Origin of the sequence: Acinetobacter gyllenbergii, assembly GCF_001682515.1 — a bacterium.
Classification (GTDB): domain Bacteria; phylum Pseudomonadota; class Gammaproteobacteria; order Pseudomonadales; family Moraxellaceae; genus Acinetobacter; species Acinetobacter gyllenbergii.
The window spans coordinates 134,569-157,031 of the sequence record NZ_KV575270.1 but is presented as its reverse complement, the minus strand read 5'-3'; the positions used below and the strand labels follow the sequence as shown (position 1 = coordinate 157,031).

Below are 22,463 nucleotides of genomic sequence, written 5' to 3'. Positions count from 1 at the left end.
TTACCCTTTTGGAAAAGCTTTGTTGAACGGTTTTACCTCAATATTTGAGTAAATCCCTTCTTTTAAAAACGGCTCTTCCTGAATCCAAGCATCTAAGGATTCACGGCTATCAAATTCGACAATCATGGTACTGCCCCAAAAACCAGCCTGCGGATCATTTGGATCTTTTGGATGGGCACCTGCCGTAATTAAACGTCCTTCATCATCTAACTTTTGTAGACGTTCAATATGTTGTGGGCGGGTGGCTAAACGTTTTTCCAAAGTACCTTCGCGATCAGTACAAGTCAGCACAAAATATGGCATGGCAGTAGCTCGATGATTTAAAATCTATTCAGTGGTTTTAAAATGCTTTCTTAAGAAAAACAGTATAGCAGCTAGGTAACTGATAGAAACGATAATATCGCCGAAAGCGGTGAATTCGCCCCAATATTTTCCTTGCATGTAGACAAAACCAAAGAAGAAATGCAAAGCCGCAAGCAAAAAGAATTGTCCACACCACGCCCAGTTCAATTTGATCCAACCTCTTGGGCTAAGTTCTAATAACGAGCCTAAAAGTTTTTGGATAATTGGCATACGTTCTTTATTAAAGAGTGGCGTCACCAGGAAGCCTAATCCAATACCGATATTGATAATGATGGCTTTCATTTTGATGTAGGTCACATCGCTAAAAATTAGGGTGATGCCACCAAAAATGACTGACATAAGGACGATAAACCACTGCATTTTTTCTAATTTAAATTTTTGGAAAAAGAACAGGCAGCCATACACCACAAGCGTCGAGATGAGTAATGCACAAGTTGCAACAAGAATATGATTTTGATCAAGATTTCCAGAGCTACCTACCAACTGTAGCAGGGGATGATGACTATCTTTAGGATCGGTGGTTTTATAAAAATAAAAGAAGATAATAATCGGTAGATAGTCGAGCAACGCTTTCATGTTACAGTACGATGATGAAATAGGTCAGATAGCATAATACAAACCATGTTCGGTGTCGATTTACACACACATACGCTCATTTCCGATGGTACCTTCTCTCCAGAGCAGTTGGTACAGGCTGCAGTCGATTTAAAAATCCACACCCTTGCTGTCACAGACCATGACACCATGGATGGCTTGCAGCGTGCCCAAGATTATGCACAAGCACATGATATTCAAATTATTTCTGGGGTAGAGGTTTCCAGTCAGTGGTCTCGACCAAATACTAAAAAGAGTTATGGGGTGCATATTGTTGCCTTGAATATGCAAAATGACGCGCCGATCAAAGCCATGCTGGAACAGCAGAAAAAGGTTCGTGCTGAACGGGCAAAAGTGATTTGTCAGCTCTTAGAAAAATGTATTGATTTTGATATTTATCCTGATGTGATTGCCCAAGTGGACGGGGAAGCAGATCGGGTGACCCGAACCCATATTGCTAAAGCTCTAGTCGAAAGGAATATTGTCAGTCGTCCACAGCAGGCATTTGACCGTTTTCTGAAAGAAGGCAAAAAAGCCTTTGTGAAATTTGAAGGGATGGGTCTTAAAGAAACTATTGATGTGATTCATGCCAGTCAGGGTTTCGCCGTGCTTGCTCATCCGACCCGTTATGACCTGTCAGCAACCAATATTCGTTATTTGATTGAACTCTTTGCCGAATCGGGTGGTGATGCGGTGGAACTACCACCGAGTATCGAACCTGCTTCGACACGTCAAATGGTGGATCGAATGATTCAGCAATTTGATCTAGCGGTTTCGATTGGCAGTGATTTTCATGGCGAGAATATGCCATGGATTAAATTGGGACAGACACCACGGCTTAAAGAGGGGCAGCAAGGGATTTGGGAACGCTTTCAATCCCCCGCGATATGAAAAAATTAGAACTTTGCCTCATCCTTATTTTTTTCATGCTGCTTGTATGGGGTGTGCAATGGATGTTTCATGGTTTTGCAGGAGTATAGTAATCACTGTTGCAAGGCTAAGATTAGTCTGAAGGACTAAAGTTTTATCATTCACGCTGCTGAAAGTAATCAATTAAATAATCTAAAAAATGCTGCACTTTTGGCGCGATCAGCTGCCGATGTGGGAACACTGCATAAATTGCCGTTGCTTCAACAGGAAATTCGGGCAAAATCTGCACCAGTTTGCCTGTCGCAAGTTCATCCGCCACATGCCAGATCGAATGATTGGAAATACCAAGACCGGCTAGGGCTGCTTGCCGAACACCTTCGCCTGAATTTGTTGCAAAATAACCCTCGACATGAACCTGTTCAACTTTCCCTTCGGCATTGACCAAGTGCCAGTGATTGGTGAGACCTTGACCATGCTGCTGCAAGATACAACGATGCAATTTGAGTTCTGCCAAGCTATGGGGCTGACCATATTTTTCCAGATAGTTGGGGGAAGCGCAGAGTACACGTGGATTGGTACTCAAGCGTTTGGCGATCAAGCTGGAACTTTTTAACTGACCAATGCGAATGGCCAAGTCCATGCCTTGCTGAATCAGGTCGATGTTTTGATCATTTAAATCTAAGTAAATCTTCAGTTCAGGATGTAAGTGGGAAAATCTGGCAATCACGGGCATTAACACCTGAGTACCAAACGTAGCTGAGGTGCTAATCCGTAAAGTCCCTGTTAAGGCTTGATTTGGGGAGGTGAGAGCTTGCTGTAAATGAACAAAATCGTTGATCCAGCCACGTCCATGCTCCAGTACGATTTTGCCTTCCTCTGTTAAAGTCAATTTTCGTGTGGTGCGATGAAATAAACGCAGTTGTAGGCTCTGTTCTAGACGTTGTAATTTCTGACTGGCCACCGACACCGAGATATTGGCGTCCTGTGCGGCTTTGCTGATCGAACCCAAGTCTGCAACACGAATAAAAAACTGAAAATCTTCTGTATTCATTATCAATAAAATCAGAAAAGTATTTCTTGATTATCGTGGTTTTTCGAATAAATCCCTAGCGCTATTTTTGTACTGAAGCAATCACAGCTTGAAGAGACAGGTCATGAAATATCATTTTTTAGGAAACTCGGGTTTAAAAGTTTCAGAACTGGGATTTGGCGCAGGCACCCTAGGTGGGCAGGGGCAAATTTTCTCTGCTTGGGGGCAAGCCAGTCAAACAGAAGCCAATCAAATGATTCGTGCTGGTTTAGATGCGGGTATTAATTACTTTGATACGGCTGATGTCTATTCTGATGGAGAATCTGAACGAATGCTGGGCAAGGCTTTGGCATCTGAACGTCAACACAATATTATTTCCACTAAAGTTGGGATTCGTAGTTCAGATCATCTAAATGATACTGGATTTAGTCGGCGTTATTTATTGTCGGCAGTTGAACAGTCATTAACTCGCTTGGGAACGGATTATATTGATGTATTACAGTTGCATCAGTTTGATAGCTTCACCGCATTACCACAATTAATGAAAACCTTAGATGAGTTAGTGCGTAGTGGCAAAGTTCGTTATATCGGCGCGTCTAATTTTGCAGGTTGGCAACTGATGAAAGCGCAGGCGATTGCGGAGCAATATGGCTATGAAAAGTTTGTGGTCAATCAGGTCTACTATTCATTGATTGGTCGTGATTATGAATGGGAGTTGATGCCTTTAAATGATTACCAGCACATTGGCGCAGTAGTGTGGAGTCCTTTGGGCTGGGGCCGATTGACAGGTAAATTTGATCGCGAGAATCCGATTCCAGTCCAGAGCCGTTTACATGATACCGCGCAATTCGCGCCGCCAGTCAATGAGGCACACCTCTATGCTGTGATTGATGTGCTCAAACAGATTGCAGCAGAAACTGGCTATACGGTTCCGCAAATTGCCTTAAACTGGTTATTACAGCGTCCAACGGTATCGAGTGTATTGATTGGCGCGCGTAATCAAACTCAACTGCAAGATAACCTTGTTGCCAAAGATATTCAGCTATCGATTGAACAGAGCGAACGTTTAAATCAGGTCAGTGCGATCTATCCGCCCTATCCTTATTATCCCTATTGGAATGGACAGTTCACTGAACGCTTTAAGTCCATCGTCCCATCACAATTTATTTAACTGATGTTAAGCTGAAAAAAATGCCCTCATTGCAGGGCATTGAAATTAGAGTAAGTTATGGTCATGCGCTTGAATTGGCGGCGGGGTTGGGCGACCTAAAGTTCCAAGTAATTCAATTTCAATTGAACGTACCATCGCATCAAGCGGTAAGTCATTGCTTTGTGTGCCGAAAGGTTCTTCTATTTCAGTACTCAAAGCATCCAGACCTAAAAAGGTATAGGCCAAAATACCCACCAGTAACGGTGTCACCAAGCCCAATAACGAGCCAAGACTGAATGGCAGCATAAAGCAGAAGAAGTACACGGTACGATTCAGTAAAACCGAATAGGCGAATGGAATTGGAGTATTCGCGATCCGATCGCAGCCAGTTTGCATTTCACTTAACGCGGCCACATGGCGGTTCATCTGGGTATAAATAATATCCGAGATTTCGCCTTCTTTCATGGCCTGTAACAGTTCCCATTGAATTAGGCTCAAGGTGTACTGCGGCGCATTATGCTGTTGATAAAGTTGCGTCAATGCTTGTTGACTCAGACCGCTGGTTTCGGTCAGCTCGGTTGGATTGGCGGTTTGATGACGCAGACGATCACGCAGTACATTGGCAAACACAATCACGTTTTGAATAATACGTTCACGACGTGCTTGGGTCAGGACGCGGCAATCTCGGTCAAAATGACGCGCAGTGGCAATCAACACCCCCCAGAGTTTACGTGCTTCCCACCAACGGTCATAACAGGCGGTATTCTTAAATCCCAAGAAAATGGACAGTACCACACCAATCAAAGTGAAGCCGACCAAGGGAATTTCAGGGAAACGATACAGATTGACATACTCGACCCCACCAATAATGGCAGAGATCAGCATGACGAAACCAAGAGAGGGCAAAATTTTGGGTAAAATCGTTCCTCGCCATGAGAATAAAACTTTAAAAATACTCGGCTGGTCACGGACAATCATGTTATTTGAATCATTAATTTTATGTCTTGATATTCCTGTTTGGTTTAAGCTTTGTCAAGGCGAGATTGCTTGGTTTTAATAGGGTTGAGTAGTTGTTGTTCAGAAAATGAAAAATAGCCTTCAGCTGAAATAATAAAATGATCAATCAAGTGAATTTCCAGCAGTTTGCAGGCTTGTTTGAGTTGTTGGGTCAGATAAATATCTTCTGTTGACGGTTGAGCAGTGCCATAGGGATGATTGTGCGCTACTACGATTTGACAGGCCTGTTGTTGCAGGGCATAGCGGAGGGTTTGATTCAATGAAACCGTGCAGGAATGGTGAGAACCAAAGAATAGCTTTTTAAAATGTAATTTTCTCAGTTCGGCATCTAAACACAGAACGGCAAAAACTTCCTGTTTTTCACCTTGCAGTTCATAACGTAAATAGTCGAGCACTAAGGTTGAAGTATCCAGACAAAGCCGTTGTTGCTGGAAATGATTATTCAGATAACGCCGTCCAAGTTCCTTCACGGCCATCAGCTGTGCATATTTCGTGGAGGCTATGCCATTAAATTGTGATAAATCTTCAAAATTGGCATCAAATATCAAATTAAGTCCACCAAAATGTTGAATCAAAATACGCGCCAATTCCACTGCAGAGTGCTGTTTTGAGCCTGAACGCAGAAAAATCGCCAGCAGTTCAGCATCGGATAAGCTTTGCGGTCCTTGGGATAAAAGTCGTTCTCTTGGGCGTTCTTGTTCAGGCCAGGTTTTAATAGATTGATTCAATCGTTAATTTCCTTTTGATTTTATTGTGATTATTTTTTTAACGCGCAAAAATAATTGCGCGCTTTTTCCTTTTATAGGGTGTCATGTCAACACGATTTTCGATCATCGTCAGTGCTGAAATGTTGAGGGTGCTACTTGGGTATCTACTTATTTAATGCTATTGTGAGCGCCACTGCAACAGTAAGGTATCCTGTTTGTGAGCTTCGATCTAAGTGTTATTCCCCATAAAAACATTATATTAGCGGTTACAGGTGGTATTGCTGCCTATAAAAGTGCCATTCTGGTCCGCCGTTTAAAAGATTTCGGTTTTGATGTCCGTGTGGTCATGACCCATGGCGCACAAGCATTTATTACCCCACTCACTTTTCAAGCACTTTCAGGCAATCCTGTGCATACCGAATTGCTTGATCCTGAAGCTGAAGCAGGTATGGGACATATCGAATTGGCACGTTGGGCTGATTTGGTTTTGGTGGCACCTGCCAGCTGTGACAGCATTGCAAAATTTGCTAATGGCTTGGCAGATGATCTGCTCAGTACGCTATATCTGGCAACCAAAGCACCAGTTTGGGTTGCGCCCGCGATGAATCAGCAAATGTGGGCAGCAAAAGCCACACAACGCAATTTGCAAACGTTGGTTGAAGATGGCGTGCATGTGATCATGCCAGATGCGGGTGAACAAGCCTGTGGAGATGTGGGTCTAGGGCGTATGCCTGAGCCTGAAGATTTGGCTCGCCAAGTTGCAGCTTATTTCCATAAGGCGCAACGTGCCTTGGCTGAAAAATTCGGTTTGTTAGCTGGTAAGCGCGTCACCATTACCGCTGGGCCGACCCGTGAAGCGATTGACCCTGTGCGTTATATTTCCAACCACAGCACGGGTAAAATGGGCTTTGCCTTGGCAGCAGCTTGCTATGCCGCAGGGGCAAAAGTCACCTTGGTGGCAGGGCCTGTCAGTTTGGATACGCCGAATGGTGTGCAGCGTATGAATGTCAGTTCTGCCATGCAGATGCTCGATGTCAGCATGAATCAGCTGAAAGAAGGCTGTGACATCTTTATCGCAACGGCAGCGGTGGCGGATTATCGCGTGGCACAAGTGGCTGAGCATAAGATTAAGAAAGCAGGTGATGAACTTGCGGTGGCGTTGGTCAAAAATCCAGATATCGTGGCGACCATTGCACAGCAGGAACAACGTCCATTCATGGTTGGCTTTGCTGCTGAAACGCAAAATGTCGAAGAATACGCTGCGGGTAAACTGGTGGCGAAAAAACTGGACATGATTGCCTGTAATGATGTGTCACGTCCAGATATCGGTTTTGCCTCAGATGAAAATGCCATGACCGTGTTCTTTGCCCAGTCTTATCACATGAAAAAGCGTGAGTTGGAAAAGGCATCAAAACAAGAGATTTCGCAGCAGTTGGTTGAGTCGATTGCCGATGCTTTACGCCGTCGCTTATAAAACCTGAACGCGATCTTTTTTTATCAAAATGCAACGATTCCGTTGCATTTTTTATGTATGCTAAATCAGCAATAGCCATTGGTGCTTTGAAGTCAAAGCACGATGTTTTGCGCCAAGAAATTAAGCATAGCCACAGTTTTTGATAGGATATCCGAATGATTAAAAAAACTTTAGCCACTGTTATGATGTTATCCGCGTTTGCATTGAGCCATACGGCAATGGCTGCGGGTTTAGAAGATGACATGAAAACGCTGGGGAAAAATTATAAAGCGTTTAACCAAGCTGCAACGCCACAGGCGGCAACAGCTGCTTTGGATAATATGCGTGCTGCTGCGACCCATTCAAAACAATATAAATTAGCGCCGAATACCACTGAAAAAGTGCCAGCCTCTACTGCTTTATTCGACCAGATTGTCGGGGAAATTGATAAAGCCAAATTGTTGGTGCAAGCAGGTAAGCTGGATGAAGCGAAAAAACAAGGCAAAAAAATTGCTGAATTACGTGACCAAGGACATAAGTATTACACCCATTAATCTATAAAGATTGGTCATCGAAATGATAGCGCCGTACTTCAAGAAGTACGGCTTTTTTTTATCGGGATTTGAGACACTACAAAGACAAAACGAAGACTGAGCATGATTCAGATTTTCACATAATGGCAAAGTTGCTACAGTGAAAACATGAATGATGAGAGGTGATGATATGTCCTCACAACAACGTAATTATGAACGCATTGCTCAAGCGATTCAGTATATTCAACAGAACTTTCAGCAACAGCCGCAACTGGATGAAGTGGCGGCACATATTCATTTAAGCCCAGCGCATTTTCAGCGTTTATTTACCGAGTGGGTCGGCACCAGTCCCAAAAAATTTTTGCAGTATATAAGTGTTGAACATGCCAAGAAGATTTTAAAACAAGAGCAGGGCAGTATTTTTGATGCAACCTTTGCCACAGGACTGTCCAGCACCAGTCGATTGCATGATCTGTTTATTCAGATCGAAGGGATGACCCCTGCTGAATATAAACATGGTGGACAGAGCCTGACGATTCACTATCAATTCGCAGAGACCTTGTTTGGTGAAGTGTTGATTGCATCCACACATAAAGGCATTTGTGCACTGAGTTTTGTGGAGAATCGGGCTGATGCCTTGCAACAGTTAACAGCACAATTTCCTCAGGCTGAGTTTATTGAACAGCTCGATGCATTTCAACACAGTGCTTTGGCCTTGTTTCAAAAGGATCAACCGCAATTGGCAGAGATTAAACTGCATTTAAAAGGCACCGAGTTTCAGCTTAAAGTATGGCAAAGCCTGCTCAAGATTCCAATGGGGCAGCTCTCAACCTATGGTGAGTTGGCCAAGGCGATTGAGCATCCCAAAGCGGCTCGAGCTGTTGGCACCGCGATTGGCAGTAATCCTGTGGCATTTCTGATTCCCTGTCATCGGGTGATTCAGTCCACTGGTGCTTTGGGTGGCTATGAGTGGGGGACATTGCGTAAAACAGCATTGATTGGTTGGGAGGGGGTACAAACCCATGCAGCCACCTGAATTGACACAAATCCAAGCGGTGATCGATCAGATTCAAGCTGCGGATTGGGAGGCCATCACTGAGCAAATGCACCAACAAGGCTTTGCCCTGATCGAGCAGGTTCTATCGACCGAGTTATGTGAAATGCTGAAACAGGCATATCCGCAAACCGAACTGTACCGTAAAACTGTAGAGATGCAGCGTTATCGTTTTGGTCGAGGTGAATACAAGTATTTTACTTACCCATTACCGAATCTGATTGAGCGGATACGGCATGAGATTTATCCATATTTGGTACCGATTGCCAATGCATGGTTTCGGGTGCTGAGGTTAGAACATACATTTCCATCCTCCCATGCTGAGTTTTTACAGCAGTGCCATCAACAGGGACAAAGGCTGGCAACGCCATTGATTTTGAAATATGGGCAAGGCGGCTTTAATACGCTTCATCAGGACTTATATGGTGAGGTGTATTTCCCGATACAGCTAGTGATTGTATTGAGTCAGCCGAATGTGGATTTTAGTGGCGGAGAATTGGTTTTTACCCAACAAACACCCAGAGCACAATCTAAGGCCATGGTGGTGCAGCCACAGCAAGGTGATCTGTTGATTTTCACCACGCAGTTTAAACCTGAAAAAGGCAGTAAGGGCTATTATCGGGTCAATATGAAGCATGGTGTCAGCCCCATTCATCGAGGTGAACGTTATAGCCTCGGGATTATTTTCCATGATGCGGTGAGTTAATCTGATGTGGCGGCATCTAGACTTAACACAGACCGAGTTACATCAAAAACTGAAACAGCAACAGATTGTATTTGCAGGCAATGCACAGCTTAAGATTTATGGCAGATTGACCTGTGCCTCAGGGAAGCGCATGCTAAAAAAGAATCGGGTATTTTTTGTCGATGAGCAAGAAGCAATTGCACAAGGTTTCCGACCGTGTGGACATTGTATGCAGCAAGCCTATAAGAAGTGGAAAGATGCAACTATTTGATATTGAAGCTGATCCAAAGCAGAATCATTTGCCCTATGACGGCACGGTACAGTACTACGGCAAAGTGGTGCAGACTGCGGCTGCAGATTATTATTTTGATCAACTGATGCAGACCATTGCATGGGAAAATGATCAGGCGCTGATTTTTGGAAAGTTATTGACGACTAAACGTAAAGTGGCTTGGTATGGGGATCGACGCTTTGAATATACCTATTCCAATATGAATAAATATGCCTTGCCGTGGACACAGGAATTACTGGAGTTAAAACAACTGGCCGAAGAGTTAAGCGGTGAGACATTCAACTCTTGTTTGCTAAATCTTTATCATAGTGGTGAAGAGGGAATGGCGTGGCATAGCGATGCTGAAACAGACTTAAAAAAAGATGGGGCAATTGCCTCATTTAGCTTTGGCGCTGAGCGAAAATTTGCATTTAAACATAAGCAGAGCAAAGAAAAAGTTGAACTTTATTTAGAACATGGCAGTTTATTGGTGATGAAAGATACCACGCAGACCTACTGGTTGCATCGCTTACCACCGACGAAGAAAGTCAGTACGGCGCGGGTGAATCTGACCTTTAGAACCATTGTGGATTGAGCATAAAAAAAGGACTGAAAAATCAGTCCTTTTTTGGATAAGGCAGGATAAAGCTTATGCTTGACCTTGCGCATCTGCATCCGCTTGTAGGCGTTGCATATTTGCTTCAAATTCAGCATCAAAGTTGATTGGAGTAAGCAGCAATTGCGGGAAGCTACCTTTAGTCACTAAATCATTCACAGCTTCACGTAAGAACGGGAACAAGATATTTGGGCAATAAGCACCCAAGATGTATGGAAGGCGATCTTCTTCTACACCATCAACCAAGAAAATGCCTGATTGCGTTACATCTACGATGAACGCAGTTTCATTTTCGTTGTTGGCTTGAACCACAACTTTTAAAGACACTTCATAATGAGTTGGATCAATTTTTTCTGCAGCAGAAGATAAATTGATGTTCAGTTCAGGTTGCCATTGCTTAGTAAAAACTTGTGCACCTGGAACTTCAAAAGAAATGTCTTTGGTATAGATACGTTCTAACGCGAGTTGTGGTTGAACTTGTTCTTCGCTCATTGTTTTTCCTTAAATCTTGGATTTAGATGTTGTTAAGCTAATAATTGGTCGAGTTTACCTTCACGCTCTAAAGCATAAAGTTGATCAAAACCGCCAATGAATTGGTCTTTGATAAAAATTTGCGGCACCGTACGGTGATTAGTACGTTGCATTAACTCAATACGAACTTCTGGCGCTTCATTGGAAAGATTAATTTCTTTATAAGCAACGCCTTTGCGCTCAAGTAATTGTTTTGCGCGTACGCAATATGGGCAAGAAAGCGTTGAATAAATGGTGACGTTTTGCGTAGTCATTTTATCTCTCCTTAAGCTTTGGTTTTGCTTTTCACTAAAGGTAAGCCTTGAGCTTTCCAATTGCTAATACCACCGTCTAAGCGGTAGCTGTCGGCATGACCAACTTTTTGCAATGCTGAGCCTGCAACCTGACCTAAGTTACAAATGAAGACCAAGGGACGATCACTTGCTTTTAATTCATCGACATGACTTGTAATCTGGCTATATGGAATGTTACGGCTGCCGCTGATGTGACCATCACGGAAATCTTTTCCATCACGTAAGTCGATCAAAATCGCATTTTTTGCTTTGACCAAAATACCTAGAGATTGTGGTGAAATTTTACGACCGTTGCGCTGTCCTTCTAAAACAAAGAACAACACGATTAACACGCCGAGCGCACCAAATAAGAAGGGGTGATTCCCCATAAACTCTAACCAGCGTTCCACAAGTCACCTAAAGTTAAAATCAAAATTGACCCTGAGTATAACTTATCTCAATGGTGATCAAAATCTTTAGTTCAAGGGCAAGCAGCGAAGAAAATTAACTTTTTTGCTGTGCTTCCTGAATTTCATCCAGTAAACGTAAATAACTGTCCAAACGGCGCGGCAAAATTTCACCTGCATCAACCGCTTGTTTCAGCGCACAATTTTTCTCATGGGTATGGGTACAGTTACGAAATTGGCAAAGCCCTAAATGGGCTTCAATCTCTGGAAAACCGGTACGAACCTTTTCTAAACTGAGATGCCACAGCCCAAATTCACGGATTCCTGGGGAATCAATCAATGCACCGTTTGTTCCAAATTTAATCAAACGAGTAGAAGTAGTGGTATGTTGACCCAGTGCCGAGTTCTCTGAAATGACATTGGTCTTCTGTGCTGCATCGGGAACAATGGTATTGATCAATGAACTTTTACCAACCCCTGACTGCCCAACAAAGGCAACGGTTTCATTATCAATACGATTTGAAAGCGCAGATAAGTCACCTTGTGAATGACAAATCAAGGTTTCATAACCTAAAGATTCATATTCACTCAGTAAGGTCAGAATCGGATCATTGTCCGTAAGCAAGTCAGATTTATTCAGTACTAACAGCGCAGGGATATTGGCATCGGCACACGCGACCAGATAGCGGTCAATCAAGGTTGGAGCAGGTTCTGGCAGCGGGGCAAATACAATCACAATCAGACTAATATTGGCGGCGACAGGTTTGACCTTATGATAACGGTCTGGTCGGGTGAGCAAGGATTGTCTTGGGTAAATTGCGGTGATAATACCTAAGCCAGTAATTGGATCGGCCTGCCATTTAACCCGATCACCTGTGACCAACAGTTCTAGGTTGGTACGGGTATGACAGCGCCAAACGCTGTCGAGTTCAATCGGTTTCCAGAACGGTTCTGGTTCACCTTCAACCACATGTGGTTTTTCAGGGTGCTGTTCAGGCACAGATAAAGCTTGTACTTCGAGTTGACGACCATAATGCTGAACAACCAGTCCATCCAGATCTTGCGATGTATCAATGTCGTCTTGACGTGATTTATGCTGTTTCTCAATACGACGCTGCTGTTGTTCGGTTAAACGACGCTTACGAATTAAAGCCATTCATATCCCAAAAAATCCACACTTTGAAGACCGCAAAAATAGCACGAAGCCGCTATAGAATTACAGCCAAGATGTAATTAATTTGCTACTATTGATGTTTTTAAGCACATTAGAATCGCCATCCATGAGCAGCACCCCTGATACACGATTAATTTGGATCGATCTGGAAATGACAGGTCTCGATACCGATAACGACAAGATTATTGAAATTGCAACAATTATTACAGATGACCATTTGAATATCTTGGCTGAAGGACCTGTTTTAGCGGTACATCAATCTGATTTGATTCTAAATGCGATGGATGAGTGGAATACCAAACAACATGGCCAGTCGGGTCTGATTGAGCGAGTACGCCGCAGCAAACTTAAGGCTGAAGATGCAGAACAGCAAACCCTTGAGTTTTTAAAGAAATGGGTGAGTCCAAAATCATCACCAATGTGTGGGAACTCGATTTGCCAAGATCGCCGTTTCTTACATCGTTTGATGCCTGAATTAGAACAATTCTTCCATTATCGTAATTTAGATGTGTCTTCGGTGAAAGAGTTAGCGAAACGCTGGAGACCTGAAATTATGAGCGGCTTAAAGAAAAATGCTTCGCACTTGGCGATGGATGACATCCGTGATTCGATTGCAGAATTGAAATACTATCGTGAATACTTTTTTATCATGAATAACGATAACTAATCAGTTTATGAACAATGTATAAAAAGGAGCGTAAGCTCCTTTTTTAATATGTGAAAAAATTTGGGCTTGCTCAAAAAATCGCTTAAACTCGATGTTTAATTGCAAACTATAAAAAAGAGAGCGTACATGCAAAGTACTAACCCTATTTTAACACGGGTAGAAACCTATCAAGATTTGGCTGAGCCAATGACCATTCAGGGTGCGATTCAAAAATCAGTCCTGTTAACGGTGATTGCAGCTGTTTTAGGCATGGCCTTATTTTTCTACTGTGCGATGACTGCTAATCTGTCGATTGCCTATGCTGCAACGATTATTGGTGCAGTAGGTGGTTTAATCCTTGCCTTAATTACCACTTTTAAATCTAATACTGCACCAGCTTTAGCCATTCCTTATGCCTTATTTGAAGGGGCGTTTTTAGGTGGTGTATCGTTTATTTTCCAATTGAAATATCCTGGTGTCCCTTTACAAGCTCTGCTTGCTACTTTTGTGACCACATTGGTTTTATTTGCCTTATATAAATTCCAAGTGATTCGCGCCACTGAAAAGTTTAAAGCAGTTGTGATTTCTGCCTCGATTGCGATTGCCTTGGTATTTGTCGTACAGATCATTTTGCGTTTAGCATTTGGTTCAAGCATTCCTTATATCTTTGAAAGTAACTGGTTGGGTATTGGCTTTGCTGCCTTTGTTGCAGTGATTGCTTCATTAAACCTGATCTTAGATTTTGACTTGATTGAAAATGCGGCTGCACAACGCGCACCAAAAGCATTTGAATGGATCTGTGCCATTGCCTTATTGGCAACTTTGGTGTGGATGTATTATTCATTCTTGCGTTTACTCAGTTTGCTTCGTGGCGATGACTAAGCCCAAAGCAAGATAAAATACCAATCGTCTTCTCTTGAAGGCGATTTTTTTATGCAAGATTGTAAAAAAGGTGGATTATGCAATTCCGCAAGCGGCGGAATATTGGCATGATGTGGTGAAAATTTTTCGAGTGAGAATAAGATGTCACAAGGACTTTTAGCTGGTAAACGTTTTTTAATTGCCGGTATTGCAAGTAAATTGTCGATTGCTTTCGGTATTGCTTCTGCCTTACACCGTGAAGGTGCTGAGCTTGCGTTTACTTATCCAAATGAAAAGCTGAAAAAACGTGTCGATGATTTTGCAGCACAGTTTGGTTCAACACTGGTTTTTCCTTGTGATGTTGCTGTTGACGCAGAAATTGACAATGCTTTTGTTGAATTGGCAAAACACTGGGATGGTTTAGACGGTGTAGTGCATTCAATTGGTTTTGCCCCTGCACATACGCTTGACGGTGACTTTACTGACGTGACTGATCGCGATGGTTTTAAAATTGCGCATGACATTAGTGCCTACAGCTTTATCGCAATGGCACGTGCGGCTAAACCATTATTACAAGCGCGCCAAGGTTGTTTATTGACTTTGACTTATCAAGGTTCTGAGCGTGTGATGCCGAACTATAACGTGATGGGCATGGCGAAAGCATCGTTAGAAGCGGGCGTTCGTTATTTGGCGTCAAGCTTGGGTGTAGATGGTATTCGCGTGAATGCAATTTCTGCGGGTCCAATCCGTACTTTGGCAGCTTCAGGGATTAAATCTTTCCGTAAAATGTTAGATGCCAATGAAAAGATTGCACCATTAAAACGTAATGTGACCATTGAAGAAGTGGGTAATGCCGCATTATTCCTTTGCTCGCCGTGGGCTTCAGGTATTACAGGCGAAATCATGTATGTTGATGGTGGCTTCAATACGGTTGGTATGAGCCAAAGCATGATGGATGATGAATAATTAGATTGATCTAAATTATTTAATAAAGCCGCTTTTAGAGCGGCTTTGTTTTTTGAGAGTATTAAATTTTAGCGTTCGGAATTAGTGGAGTCGCTGATTGCTTTTTTATATTTCGTATAAGCTCCAATAAACTTCTGTATTTTGAGTACAAAAAAAGCCTTCAAATGGTTCAATTTCTAAAATTTTATCAATAATCTCTTTAGAAGAACAAAGAAATGAACAGTGGCTATCCCAATGTGTTGTTATGAGTAGACTATGATCGTGTGCAAATACACAACCATGGGCAGGTATTTCGTCTTTTTCAATTAGGTCTTCAACCCAGTAAAGCTTCCTTTCTGTGCCGAATTCATCTCCGACCCAAAGCCAATTATGCCCAATTATTTTGATGGCATTTAAGAGTTTATTTTCAATAAAGGGGGATAAATAACCCTCTTGTGGAAGGATAATATGCTGACTTTGAAGCGCCGTAAGCTTTTCGGAAAAATATTTGTTTGATCGTTCTGGCTTTATGCCATTAATTATGGTTCTTAGACCAATATCTATATCTGAAAACGTTGTAAGTCCTGAAAGTAATAGAGTTTCACTCCAGCTTATTGTAGAGCAGCCCTCAATAAATTGATGCTTACTAGGCCATCTTGATGGGCAAAAACACTCGAGTTCAATTTTAGTAGACATAAAAAAAGGATGAAATATGACAAAGACACTCTCAAATTGCCCCTCATAAAATGAAAGAATCTTCTTGTCATAAGGACAGGATGCGAACTTTTCTGGTGTTGGTAAAATTCTATTAGTCATTAATTATCTATTTATGAAATATAACGTTGGAGTTAATGATGTACCAAAGTACTCTAGAGCGACTTATTATCTCTTGCTAGCTAGGTGTAAAGGTTAGTATTAGAATCGAATAGAAAAATCTGAACTATTTATTTCTACTCCATTATCATTATTCATCTAATTTGCAAGATATCTCGCTGTATACTTATAGGTTAATGTGAGACTTTGAAAGAAATTCATAATTAAGATGGTCTATATACTCTCCTTTGAGCGCCTTGAATTCTATTTTATTTTTCCATTTTTATGAAAGGATATTACTATAGTTATACTCCAGACTTGCTGTATAACCAATTATATTTTTTATATTATGTATCTATGTTTTGTTCAAAGATAAAATCACAATATTTGCATAAATAGAAAAATCGAGGAATAAAACAAAAGTCCTCGGTTTATTCAAAAATGAGCCGAGGACTTTAAGCGATTAAACAATAGCGCGAGGACTATTGTTTTGGTAGTTCTTTTACAGGACTTCCACCCATGGCTTGCATTAATGTCACATAGGCATTGTATTGATTCTGCTTGGTTTCAACCAAGCTGAGTCGGGCATTACGTGTGGTTTCCTGCGCATCCAGTAAATTCTTTAAAGCAATCGCTCCATTGCGATAACGCACTTCGGTTAAACGTTCAGTTTTATCTGCCAGCTCAACATTACGTTGCTGTAACTGTACTTGCTGATTTAGCTGAGTGCGATTGGATAGCGCATTTTCAACATCAGCAAAAGCTTGATACAGCGTCTGACGGTATTGAGTAATGGCTTTTTCGTACTCAAGATCGCTGATTGCAATGTCTTTCTTCATATCATTATATTGAAGAAAGGGTAGGCTCAGGCTCGCACCCAAAGTTAAAGCTGGATTCTTTAATAGTTGGGTTAAAGATGTGCTGGAAGAACCAACATTCCCGGTCAAATTAATTGAAGGGTAATAGCTGGCTTTGGTTGCATCCTTATTCGCTAAAGTCTTGCGTAGGCGTAACTCAGAGGCTTGTAGGTCTGGGCGGCGCGATAAAATATCAGCAGGGAGTCCGACCGCGATATTCGGCAGGGCATTGCGAGGTAACTGCGCAGGCTCTTGAATATTCAGTTGTTGTACAGGTTCATGCAGCAGCACTGCAAGCGCAGTACGTGCTTCAACACGCAGCTGCTCAATTTGGCTTAAACTGGCTTTTTGGCTTTGCACCGATTGTTCCGCTTGGGTTAAATCCAAACCAGATACTGCACCTGCTTTATATTGTGATTGAACCAAAGAGTAGGTTTTTTGAGTTGAGGCGAGATTCTGCTGAATAGTTTGATAGCGTTCATTCAGATAGCCCAACTGCCAATACAGCTTTGCTGTTGTGCCAACCAAACTTTGTGCAGTCGCTTGTAAATCTTGTTCAGTGGCTAAAGCTTCCCATCGACTTGCTTCCGTTTGATTGGCGAGTTTGCCAAATAAATCGAGTTCATAGCTGACGCCAACGCTGGTGGATAAACCACGATCAGAACCATCGCCAGAACGCAGATCAATATTATGACCTGCGGAAACACTAGAACTGGTTCGAATCCCTTGTTTATTTTCAGCGAGACCTGCTTGTAGGCGGGCTTGTTGCAAGGTGATGCCTGCGACACTTAAGTCACTATTTTTAGCCAACACTTGATCGACCAATTGATTTAATTGGGCATCATTAAATAATGTCCACCACTGATCAGTTAGATGGATGCTTTTACTTTTTTGTGCATCGTATTGGAACTGTTGTGGCACTTGGACGGTTGGTGCGTTATAGGGTGTTTTGACGACAGCAGAACAGCCAGCTAATGATGTGCTGAGACAAAGTGCAAGTGCGATTTTATGTTGTTTGAATAACATTGATCGTCATTCCCTTAATAATTTGAAAGAGCATGATTATCGAGACAGTGTCTTATCGAGTTCTCATCCATTTTCAGTTTAAGCCTTCGGCTCGACCTACCTTACGAAACGATGTTTCTCATTTCGGGAAAAGTAGGCAAAACCATCGTCATCCGCAAAACCTGTTTTATTTTTTCATTTATCTAACTTTTCACAGAAACAATATCTTGTTGATACCAGGCAGGTTGCGGATGACATTCCCGAGTATCTTATTTCTGAGATCAATTTTTGATGGTTATTCTCTCGCTAAAGCAGCAACTGGATCGAGTTGTGCTGCATTTCGTGCTGGCAAGAAGCCAAATACAATACCAATCATGCTTGAGCAGACAAAGGCTGCAACAATTGAAGTGGTCGAATAACTCATTTCAATGATGCCTTTGGCAAAGTGTCCAATAATCTGTCCAATGCCTAAAGATAGCAGCACACCCAAGATACCGCCCAATAAACAGACCAGAATTGCTTCAATCAGGAATTGCTGCAAAATATCACTTTGACGAGCACCAACCGCCATGCGTACCCCGATTTCTTGGGTCCGCTCAGTCACGGAAACCAGCATAATGTTCATCACGCCAATACCACCCACCACCAATGAAATGACCGCAATCGCTGAAATCAGCAAGGTCATGGTTGCAGTGGTTTGCTGAATGGTTTCACGAATACTGTCAGAGTTTTGGGTAAACACATCTTGTGCGCCGTGACGTTGTTCCAGCAAGGTCAGAATCGCGTTTTCAGCAGCGCTACTTGGGTATTCATCTTTGATACGCACGATGATGCTACGTACATTGGATTGACCTAGCATACGGCTCATGACAGTCGAGTAGGGCAGATAGACGTTGAGGCTGTCTGAATTTCCCATAAAGCCTTGCTGGGCATCAATCACGCCAATAATTCGACTTGGAACACTGCCCAATAACAGCACTTGACCGACAGGATTGGTACCATCTGCAAAGAAGGTTTTTTCCGTATTGGTATCAATCACCACATCTTGGGCGCGTTCAGTCACACTTGCCTTATCAAAAGGTTGCCCTGATTTAAAGGTCATACCACGAACATAGAAGAAATCAGCACTGACACCATTCACCGTTGCTGCGGCTTCGGTATCTTTATAGCGCAAGGTTAAACTGGTATTGGCAGAAGGGCTGACCCCATCCACATAGGGCTGTTCGGCCAATGCTTCGGCATCAGCAGGCACCAATGTTTTGGCTTGTGAGGTCCGTGAGTTATCACCAAAGCCACGACCTTGATAGACGGTAATGGTATTGGTTCCCAGACTACTGATATTTTCTAGAATTTGCTTCTGTGAGCCATTCCCCAGCGCCACCACGGAGACCACGGATGCAATCCCGATAATAATCCCGAGCATGGTCAAAAAAGTCCGCATACGGTGCGCATTCATGGCGAGTAATGCCATACGGAAGGCTTCACCAAGACGGTCAAAGAAAGAACGCCAAGCGGAGGTTTTCTTCTGCGGGTTACGCTCTAGGGTTTGATGCTCAAGTTCTGGATCACTATGTTCAGGCTCATTGGCACGGTCGGAAATAATATTACCGTCACTGATCTCGATAATACGCGTTGCATTCTTAGCGACATTAAGATCGTGTGTGACCAGAATAATGGTATGGCCTTTGGCATTCAGCTCACGCAAAATGCGCATTACTTCAATACCACTATTCTTATCCAAGGCACCTGTGGGTTCATCGGCAAGAATCACATCCCCACCATTCATCAGCGCACGTGCAATCGAGACACGTTGTTGCTGACCACCAGATAGCTGGCTAGGGCGATGATGTAAGCGTTCTTCAAGTCCTAGTTCGGACAACAATTCAGCAGAGCGTTCCTGACGAAGATGGCTATCAACTCCTGCATAAATTGCAGGCACTTCAACGTTACCTGAAGCACTCAAATCGCCGAGTAAGTGATAACGTTGGAAAATAAAACCAAAATATTCACGGCGCAGTTGTGCCAGTTCATCAGGTTCAAGCTGACGGGTTTCTCGACCATTGACCCGATAGCTGCCTGCGGTCGGTTTATCCAGACAACCCAAGATATTCATCAGGGTCGATTTACCTGAGCCTGATTGCCCGACAATGGCAACCAACTCACCTGCATAAATTTTTAAATCAATGCCTTTGAGGATCTGTACGGTTGCTTCACCCGCGGGAAATTCACGGGTGAGCTGACTGACCTCAAGCAGTGGCTGTGATGAATGTGTTTGATTTTGAGTCATATTACATTCTCATTGCACGTTGGTTGCTACGTTTGGCTGCTTCATTTGAGCTGTCAGAGCCATCTGCAATCACCACTTGATCGCCTTGTTTTAAGCCTTTCAGCACTTGTGCCGTGACGCGGTTATTCAGACCAATCAACACAGGTTGCGGTTGAGCCGTACCATCCGCTTGTAGCACACGCACCATACCTGTTGATGCTTTACCCTGCGCAACCAAGGCTTTTTCTTCTTCACTCAGTTCTAGGCGTTTTGGACGTTGTGCTTGGTCTGTATCTGATTTTTTTGCTGATTCTGCAGACTTATTGGCATTGGCTTGACCACCTTTAGCACGGTTGCCGCGTTGGGTCTGAATGGCTGCCGCAGGGACGGTCAGTGCATTTTTTGCATCTGCCAGCACAATATAAACCTGCGCGGTCATATCAATACGAAGTTTGCCATCTTCATTCGGTACATCAAATAAAGCGTTGTAGTACACCGCAGCATTTGACGTTGATGAACTGCTGCTACTGGTGGTTTCCGTATTAATTGAATTGGGTGCAGGTTCTACTTGGCGCAATTTAGCGTAATGTTTTTTATCACTATTACCTAAAGTGGTGAAATACACGGTTTGGCCTTTTTCAACTTTCATGACATCAGCTTCAGAAATCTGCGCTTTAATGGTCATGGTGTCGAGTTTGGCCAATTTTACAATGGTTGGTGCGGTTTGGTTGGCGTTTACGGTTTGACCTTCTTCAGTCACAATCGCCACAATGGTGCCATCCATCGGCGCCACGATACGGGTATAGCCTAAATCTTCTTTCGCAGTTGCCAAGGTCAAGCGAGATTGCTCGATTTGTGCATTAATCGATGCAATTTGTGCTTGTGCTGTTTTAAAGTTTGCGAGAGCAGTTTCGAGTTCAGCACGTGAAGTCGCATCTTGGCTGTACATGGCTTGCTGACGTTTATATTCTGCTTCGACCTTAGCTAAATTGGCTTGCTGTACTGCGAGTTGCGCTTGTTGATTTTTAATACTGGCATCGGCGGTTTTAAGTTCGTTTTCTTGGCGAATCGAATCAATTTGTGCAATCAACTGACCTTGTTTAACTTGGTCGCCCAATTGCACATACATTTTTTTCACCTGACCCGATACCTGTGCACCAACACTCACCATTTTAGTGGCTTCAAGTACCCCAGTAGCTAACACCGAATCTTCGATATCGCCGCGAGAGACTTCCGCACTAATATATTGTGGTGCTTGGGCTTTAGGTTTGAAGAACATCCATCCGAGCGCTGCAATGATGAGCACTCCGATTGCGATCATGATGATTTTACGAGGCTGGATTTTTTTAGCATTTGTTTTTGGCATGGCAGCAGGTCAAAAGTGAAAAACTGGACTTAGTATAAAAGTGAAATAAGGATAAAGCGTGAATATTTTTAATCTAGAATGAGAATTATTTGCTTTTTTGCCAATAAGTTATTCTATAAAAATCTGATAAATACTGTGAACTCCTTGTTCGGCAGTTGCTGCAAGGGCAAGACCGCCTTGTGCAGGAAGCGTATATTCACGTGGGTTAATTCGAATCAGACCTGGCGCAAATTGCTCACTAAAATAACGCACGGTTGGAATGGCTGTACCCGCACCCATTTCAATGACAATAGGGCGATGCTGGGATTTTAGAAAAGCTTTTAAGCCTTTTGCCTGCTGATCCTGTTGATGGCTGATCCAACCCATATCATTGAACATTAAAATATTCGGTCGTGCCAGTGCACCACAGTGCGGACATTGTGGCAATTGCCCGAGCCATTGACAGTCTTGATCATCAATTTCAGGCTCTAATTCATCCGCTGACCAAATGGTCTGTGTACAAGCGTCCAGACATTGCAGATGATGAATTGAGCCATGACATTCATAGATCTGATCCAGAGCAAAGCCAGCTTTTTGAAATTGGCCATCGACATTCGAGGTAAATACAAAAGTCGGTAAATCTAATATTTCAGCCAGTTGCTTGAGTTGTAGAAAGCCTGAATGCGGTGTGGTTTGACGATACAGGGCTAGACGGTGTCCGTAAAATCCCCAAGCCAAACGTGGATGCCGTTTAAATGCGGCTGGATTGGCAATTTCGGTAAAATCGATACGTTGTTTACCTAGCTCTGGATAGGCTTGCCACATGCCTTGATTGCCGCGGAAATCGGGCAACCCCGAGTCAACGCCCATGCCTGCACCTGCGCTGATGATCAGACTGTCGGCTTGTTGGAATAGACTTTTGATCAGCTTGATTTGGTCGGGGCTTAAATGGAATGACATGTGTTGATCCATTATTCTTATTATGTGATGAAGATGAA

At 42.9% G+C, this 22,463-nt stretch carries 25 protein-coding genes; 11 read left to right on the top strand and 14 right to left on the bottom strand.

Translation table 11 applies throughout. The features are described from left to right. Positions 1-303 (bottom strand): YciI family protein, encoded by a 303-nt coding sequence (locus NG55_RS18655; protein ID WP_016543071.1) that lies wholly within the window; start codon positions 301-303, stop codon positions 1-3. Between the two features lie 24 nt (positions 304-327). Continuing rightward, positions 328-939 carry a septation protein IspZ gene (locus NG55_RS18650; RefSeq protein ID WP_016543072.1) on the bottom strand — a complete coding sequence of 204 codons (612 nt, stop codon included), beginning with the start codon at positions 937-939 and terminating at the stop codon, positions 328-330. A 45-nt stretch (positions 940-984) separates the two neighbouring features. Between NG55_RS18650 and NG55_RS18645 the strand changes: the two genes are divergently transcribed. Beyond that, positions 985-1,848: a PHP domain-containing protein gene (locus NG55_RS18645; protein ID WP_065344083.1), complete on the top strand. Its 864-nt coding sequence runs from the start codon at positions 985-987 to the stop codon at positions 1,846-1,848. 136 nt (positions 1,849-1,984) lie between these two features. On the opposite strand, the gene NG55_RS18640 is transcribed toward NG55_RS18645, so the two are convergent. After that, entirely contained in the window at positions 1,985-2,878 is an 894-nt protein-coding gene (locus tag NG55_RS18640; RefSeq protein ID WP_016543074.1) for a LysR family transcriptional regulator, read from the bottom strand. Positions 2,879-2,981: 103 nt separating this feature from the next. Between NG55_RS18640 and NG55_RS18635 the strand changes: the two genes are divergently transcribed. Further along, positions 2,982-4,028 (top strand): aldo/keto reductase, encoded by a 1,047-nt coding sequence (locus tag NG55_RS18635; protein WP_065344082.1) that lies wholly within the window; start codon positions 2,982-2,984, stop codon positions 4,026-4,028. Between the two features lie 45 nt (positions 4,029-4,073). On the opposite strand, the gene NG55_RS18630 is transcribed toward NG55_RS18635, so the two are convergent. Both NG55_RS18630 and radC read right to left on the bottom strand, forming a co-directional pair. Continuing rightward, positions 4,074-4,985, bottom strand: coding sequence for a bestrophin family protein (locus NG55_RS18630; protein ID WP_004655906.1), 912 nt, complete (start codon positions 4,983-4,985; stop codon positions 4,074-4,076). 44 nt (positions 4,986-5,029) lie between these two features. After that, positions 5,030-5,752: a RadC family protein gene (radC, locus tag NG55_RS18625; RefSeq protein WP_016543076.1), complete on the bottom strand. Its 723-nt coding sequence runs from the start codon at positions 5,750-5,752 to the stop codon at positions 5,030-5,032. Positions 5,753-5,948: 196 nt separating this feature from the next. Here radC and coaBC point away from each other — a divergent pair, with 196 nt between their 5' ends. The 6 genes from coaBC (at position 5,949) to NG55_RS18595 (ending at position 10,322) form a co-directional block, all read left to right on the top strand. Beyond that, complete coding sequence (coaBC, locus tag NG55_RS18620; protein WP_016543077.1) at positions 5,949-7,205, top strand: bifunctional phosphopantothenoylcysteine decarboxylase/phosphopantothenate--cysteine ligase CoaBC; 1,257 nt, start codon at positions 5,949-5,951, stop codon at positions 7,203-7,205. 155 nt (positions 7,206-7,360) lie between these two features. Next, a complete protein-coding gene (locus tag NG55_RS18615) occupies positions 7,361-7,738 on the top strand; it encodes a cytochrome b562 (protein WP_023270838.1) in 378 nt (125 codons plus the stop codon). A 169-nt stretch (positions 7,739-7,907) separates the two neighbouring features. After that, positions 7,908-8,753, top strand: a complete 846-nt coding sequence (locus NG55_RS18610; protein WP_065344081.1) for a methylated-DNA--[protein]-cysteine S-methyltransferase — start codon at positions 7,908-7,910, stop codon at positions 8,751-8,753. Further along, entirely contained in the window at positions 8,740-9,477 is a 738-nt protein-coding gene (locus NG55_RS18605; RefSeq protein WP_023270836.1) for a 2OG-Fe(II) oxygenase, read from the top strand. The genes NG55_RS18610 and NG55_RS18605 overlap by 14 nt, the downstream gene beginning before the upstream one ends. 4 nt (positions 9,478-9,481) lie before the next feature. Next, the gene (locus tag NG55_RS18600) at positions 9,482-9,727 is read left to right on the top strand and encodes an Ada metal-binding domain-containing protein (protein WP_016543081.1); all 246 of its coding nucleotides are present in this window, start codon (positions 9,482-9,484) and stop codon (positions 9,725-9,727) included. Next, entirely contained in the window at positions 9,714-10,322 is a 609-nt protein-coding gene (locus tag NG55_RS18595) for an alpha-ketoglutarate-dependent dioxygenase AlkB family protein (RefSeq protein WP_016543082.1), read from the top strand. The genes NG55_RS18600 and NG55_RS18595 overlap by 14 nt, the downstream gene beginning before the upstream one ends. A gap of 54 nt (positions 10,323-10,376) precedes the next feature. On the opposite strand, the gene secB is transcribed toward NG55_RS18595, so the two are convergent. From secB to rsgA, 4 genes are all read right to left on the bottom strand, one after another. Beyond that, a complete protein-coding gene (gene secB / locus NG55_RS18590) occupies positions 10,377-10,835 on the bottom strand; it encodes a protein-export chaperone SecB (protein WP_004655889.1) in 459 nt (152 codons plus the stop codon). A gap of 32 nt (positions 10,836-10,867) precedes the next feature. After that, the gene (gene grxC / locus NG55_RS18585) at positions 10,868-11,128 is read right to left on the bottom strand and encodes a glutaredoxin 3 (protein ID WP_005184953.1); all 261 of its coding nucleotides are present in this window, start codon (positions 11,126-11,128) and stop codon (positions 10,868-10,870) included. Between the two features lie 11 nt (positions 11,129-11,139). Continuing rightward, a complete protein-coding gene (locus tag NG55_RS18580) occupies positions 11,140-11,556 on the bottom strand; it encodes a rhodanese-like domain-containing protein (protein WP_016543083.1) in 417 nt (138 codons plus the stop codon). A gap of 94 nt (positions 11,557-11,650) precedes the next feature. Then, the gene (rsgA, locus tag NG55_RS18575; protein ID WP_016543084.1) at positions 11,651-12,709 is read right to left on the bottom strand and encodes a ribosome small subunit-dependent GTPase A; all 1,059 of its coding nucleotides are present in this window, start codon (positions 12,707-12,709) and stop codon (positions 11,651-11,653) included. A gap of 124 nt (positions 12,710-12,833) precedes the next feature. Between rsgA and orn the strand changes: the two genes are divergently transcribed. The 3 genes from orn (at position 12,834) to NG55_RS18560 (ending at position 15,200) form a co-directional block, all read left to right on the top strand. Further along, a complete protein-coding gene (orn, locus tag NG55_RS18570; RefSeq protein WP_005239763.1) occupies positions 12,834-13,394 on the top strand; it encodes an oligoribonuclease in 561 nt (186 codons plus the stop codon). A gap of 126 nt (positions 13,395-13,520) precedes the next feature. Beyond that, positions 13,521-14,255, top strand: a complete 735-nt coding sequence (locus tag NG55_RS18565) for a Bax inhibitor-1/YccA family protein (RefSeq protein WP_004804311.1) — start codon at positions 13,521-13,523, stop codon at positions 14,253-14,255. A gap of 141 nt (positions 14,256-14,396) precedes the next feature. Further along, complete coding sequence (locus NG55_RS18560; RefSeq protein WP_004655876.1) at positions 14,397-15,200, top strand: enoyl-ACP reductase FabI; 804 nt, start codon at positions 14,397-14,399, stop codon at positions 15,198-15,200. A 105-nt stretch (positions 15,201-15,305) separates the two neighbouring features. Here NG55_RS18560 and NG55_RS18555 read toward each other — a convergent pair whose 3' ends face one another. The 5 genes from NG55_RS18555 to NG55_RS18535 all read right to left on the bottom strand — a co-directional run bounded on the left by NG55_RS18555 (position 15,306) and on the right by NG55_RS18535 (position 22,425). Next, on the bottom strand, positions 15,306-15,995 hold the full coding sequence (locus NG55_RS18555; RefSeq protein WP_065344080.1) for a DUF2711 family protein: 690 nt from the start codon (positions 15,993-15,995) through the stop codon (positions 15,306-15,308). A gap of 479 nt (positions 15,996-16,474) precedes the next feature. Continuing rightward, the gene (locus NG55_RS18550; protein WP_065344079.1) at positions 16,475-17,875 is read right to left on the bottom strand and encodes an efflux transporter outer membrane subunit; all 1,401 of its coding nucleotides are present in this window, start codon (positions 17,873-17,875) and stop codon (positions 16,475-16,477) included. Positions 17,876-18,149: 274 nt separating this feature from the next. Next, positions 18,150-20,141: a MacB family efflux pump subunit gene (locus NG55_RS18545; RefSeq protein ID WP_016543089.1), complete on the bottom strand. Its 1,992-nt coding sequence runs from the start codon at positions 20,139-20,141 to the stop codon at positions 18,150-18,152. A gap of 1 nt (position 20,142) precedes the next feature. Further along, on the bottom strand, positions 20,143-21,486 hold the full coding sequence (locus NG55_RS18540) for a MacA family efflux pump subunit (RefSeq protein WP_065344078.1): 1,344 nt from the start codon (positions 21,484-21,486) through the stop codon (positions 20,143-20,145). 108 nt (positions 21,487-21,594) lie between these two features. Next, positions 21,595-22,425, bottom strand: a complete 831-nt coding sequence (locus NG55_RS18535; RefSeq protein ID WP_065344077.1) for an SIR2 family NAD-dependent protein deacylase — start codon at positions 22,423-22,425, stop codon at positions 21,595-21,597. Positions 22,426-22,463 lie beyond the last annotated feature (38 nt).

What these genes read in the sequence shown, in the direction of transcription:
- NG55_RS18655 (WP_016543071.1), bottom strand. Translation starts at nt 303, where the DNA reads ATGCCATATTTTGTGCTGACTTGTACTGATCGCGAAGGTACTTTGGAA.
- NG55_RS18650 (WP_016543072.1), bottom strand. Translation starts at nt 939, where the DNA reads ATGAAAGCGTTGCTCGACTATCTACCGATTATTATCTTCTTTTATTTT.
- NG55_RS18645 (WP_065344083.1), top strand. Translation starts at nt 985, where the DNA reads ATGTTCGGTGTCGATTTACACACACATACGCTCATTTCCGATGGTACC.
- NG55_RS18640 (WP_016543074.1), bottom strand. Translation starts at nt 2,878, where the DNA reads ATGAATACAGAAGATTTTCAGTTTTTTATTCGTGTTGCAGACTTGGGT.
- NG55_RS18635 (WP_065344082.1), top strand. Translation starts at nt 2,982, where the DNA reads ATGAAATATCATTTTTTAGGAAACTCGGGTTTAAAAGTTTCAGAACTG.
- NG55_RS18630 (WP_004655906.1), bottom strand. Translation starts at nt 4,985, where the DNA reads ATGATTGTCCGTGACCAGCCGAGTATTTTTAAAGTTTTATTCTCATGG.
- NG55_RS18615 (WP_023270838.1), top strand. Translation starts at nt 7,361, where the DNA reads ATGATTAAAAAAACTTTAGCCACTGTTATGATGTTATCCGCGTTTGCA.
- NG55_RS18610 (WP_065344081.1), top strand. Translation starts at nt 7,908, where the DNA reads ATGTCCTCACAACAACGTAATTATGAACGCATTGCTCAAGCGATTCAG.
- NG55_RS18605 (WP_023270836.1), top strand. Translation starts at nt 8,740, where the DNA reads ATGCAGCCACCTGAATTGACACAAATCCAAGCGGTGATCGATCAGATT.
- NG55_RS18600 (WP_016543081.1), top strand. Translation starts at nt 9,482, where the DNA reads ATGTGGCGGCATCTAGACTTAACACAGACCGAGTTACATCAAAAACTG.
- NG55_RS18595 (WP_016543082.1), top strand. Translation starts at nt 9,714, where the DNA reads ATGCAACTATTTGATATTGAAGCTGATCCAAAGCAGAATCATTTGCCC.
- secB (WP_004655889.1), bottom strand. Translation starts at nt 10,835, where the DNA reads ATGAGCGAAGAACAAGTTCAACCACAACTCGCGTTAGAACGTATCTAT.
- grxC (WP_005184953.1), bottom strand. Translation starts at nt 11,128, where the DNA reads ATGACTACGCAAAACGTCACCATTTATTCAACGCTTTCTTGCCCATAT.
- rsgA (WP_016543084.1), bottom strand. Translation starts at nt 12,709, where the DNA reads ATGGCTTTAATTCGTAAGCGTCGTTTAACCGAACAACAGCAGCGTCGT.
- orn (WP_005239763.1), top strand. Translation starts at nt 12,834, where the DNA reads ATGAGCAGCACCCCTGATACACGATTAATTTGGATCGATCTGGAAATG.
- NG55_RS18565 (WP_004804311.1), top strand. Translation starts at nt 13,521, where the DNA reads ATGCAAAGTACTAACCCTATTTTAACACGGGTAGAAACCTATCAAGAT.
- NG55_RS18560 (WP_004655876.1), top strand. Translation starts at nt 14,397, where the DNA reads ATGTCACAAGGACTTTTAGCTGGTAAACGTTTTTTAATTGCCGGTATT.
- NG55_RS18555 (WP_065344080.1), bottom strand. Translation starts at nt 15,995, where the DNA reads ATGACTAATAGAATTTTACCAACACCAGAAAAGTTCGCATCCTGTCCT.
- NG55_RS18550 (WP_065344079.1), bottom strand. Translation starts at nt 17,875, where the DNA reads ATGTTATTCAAACAACATAAAATCGCACTTGCACTTTGTCTCAGCACA.
- NG55_RS18545 (WP_016543089.1), bottom strand. Translation starts at nt 20,141, where the DNA reads ATGACTCAAAATCAAACACATTCATCACAGCCACTGCTTGAGGTCAGT.
- NG55_RS18540 (WP_065344078.1), bottom strand. Translation starts at nt 21,486, where the DNA reads ATGCCAAAAACAAATGCTAAAAAAATCCAGCCTCGTAAAATCATCATG.
- NG55_RS18535 (WP_065344077.1), bottom strand. Translation starts at nt 22,425, where the DNA reads ATGTCATTCCATTTAAGCCCCGACCAAATCAAGCTGATCAAAAGTCTA.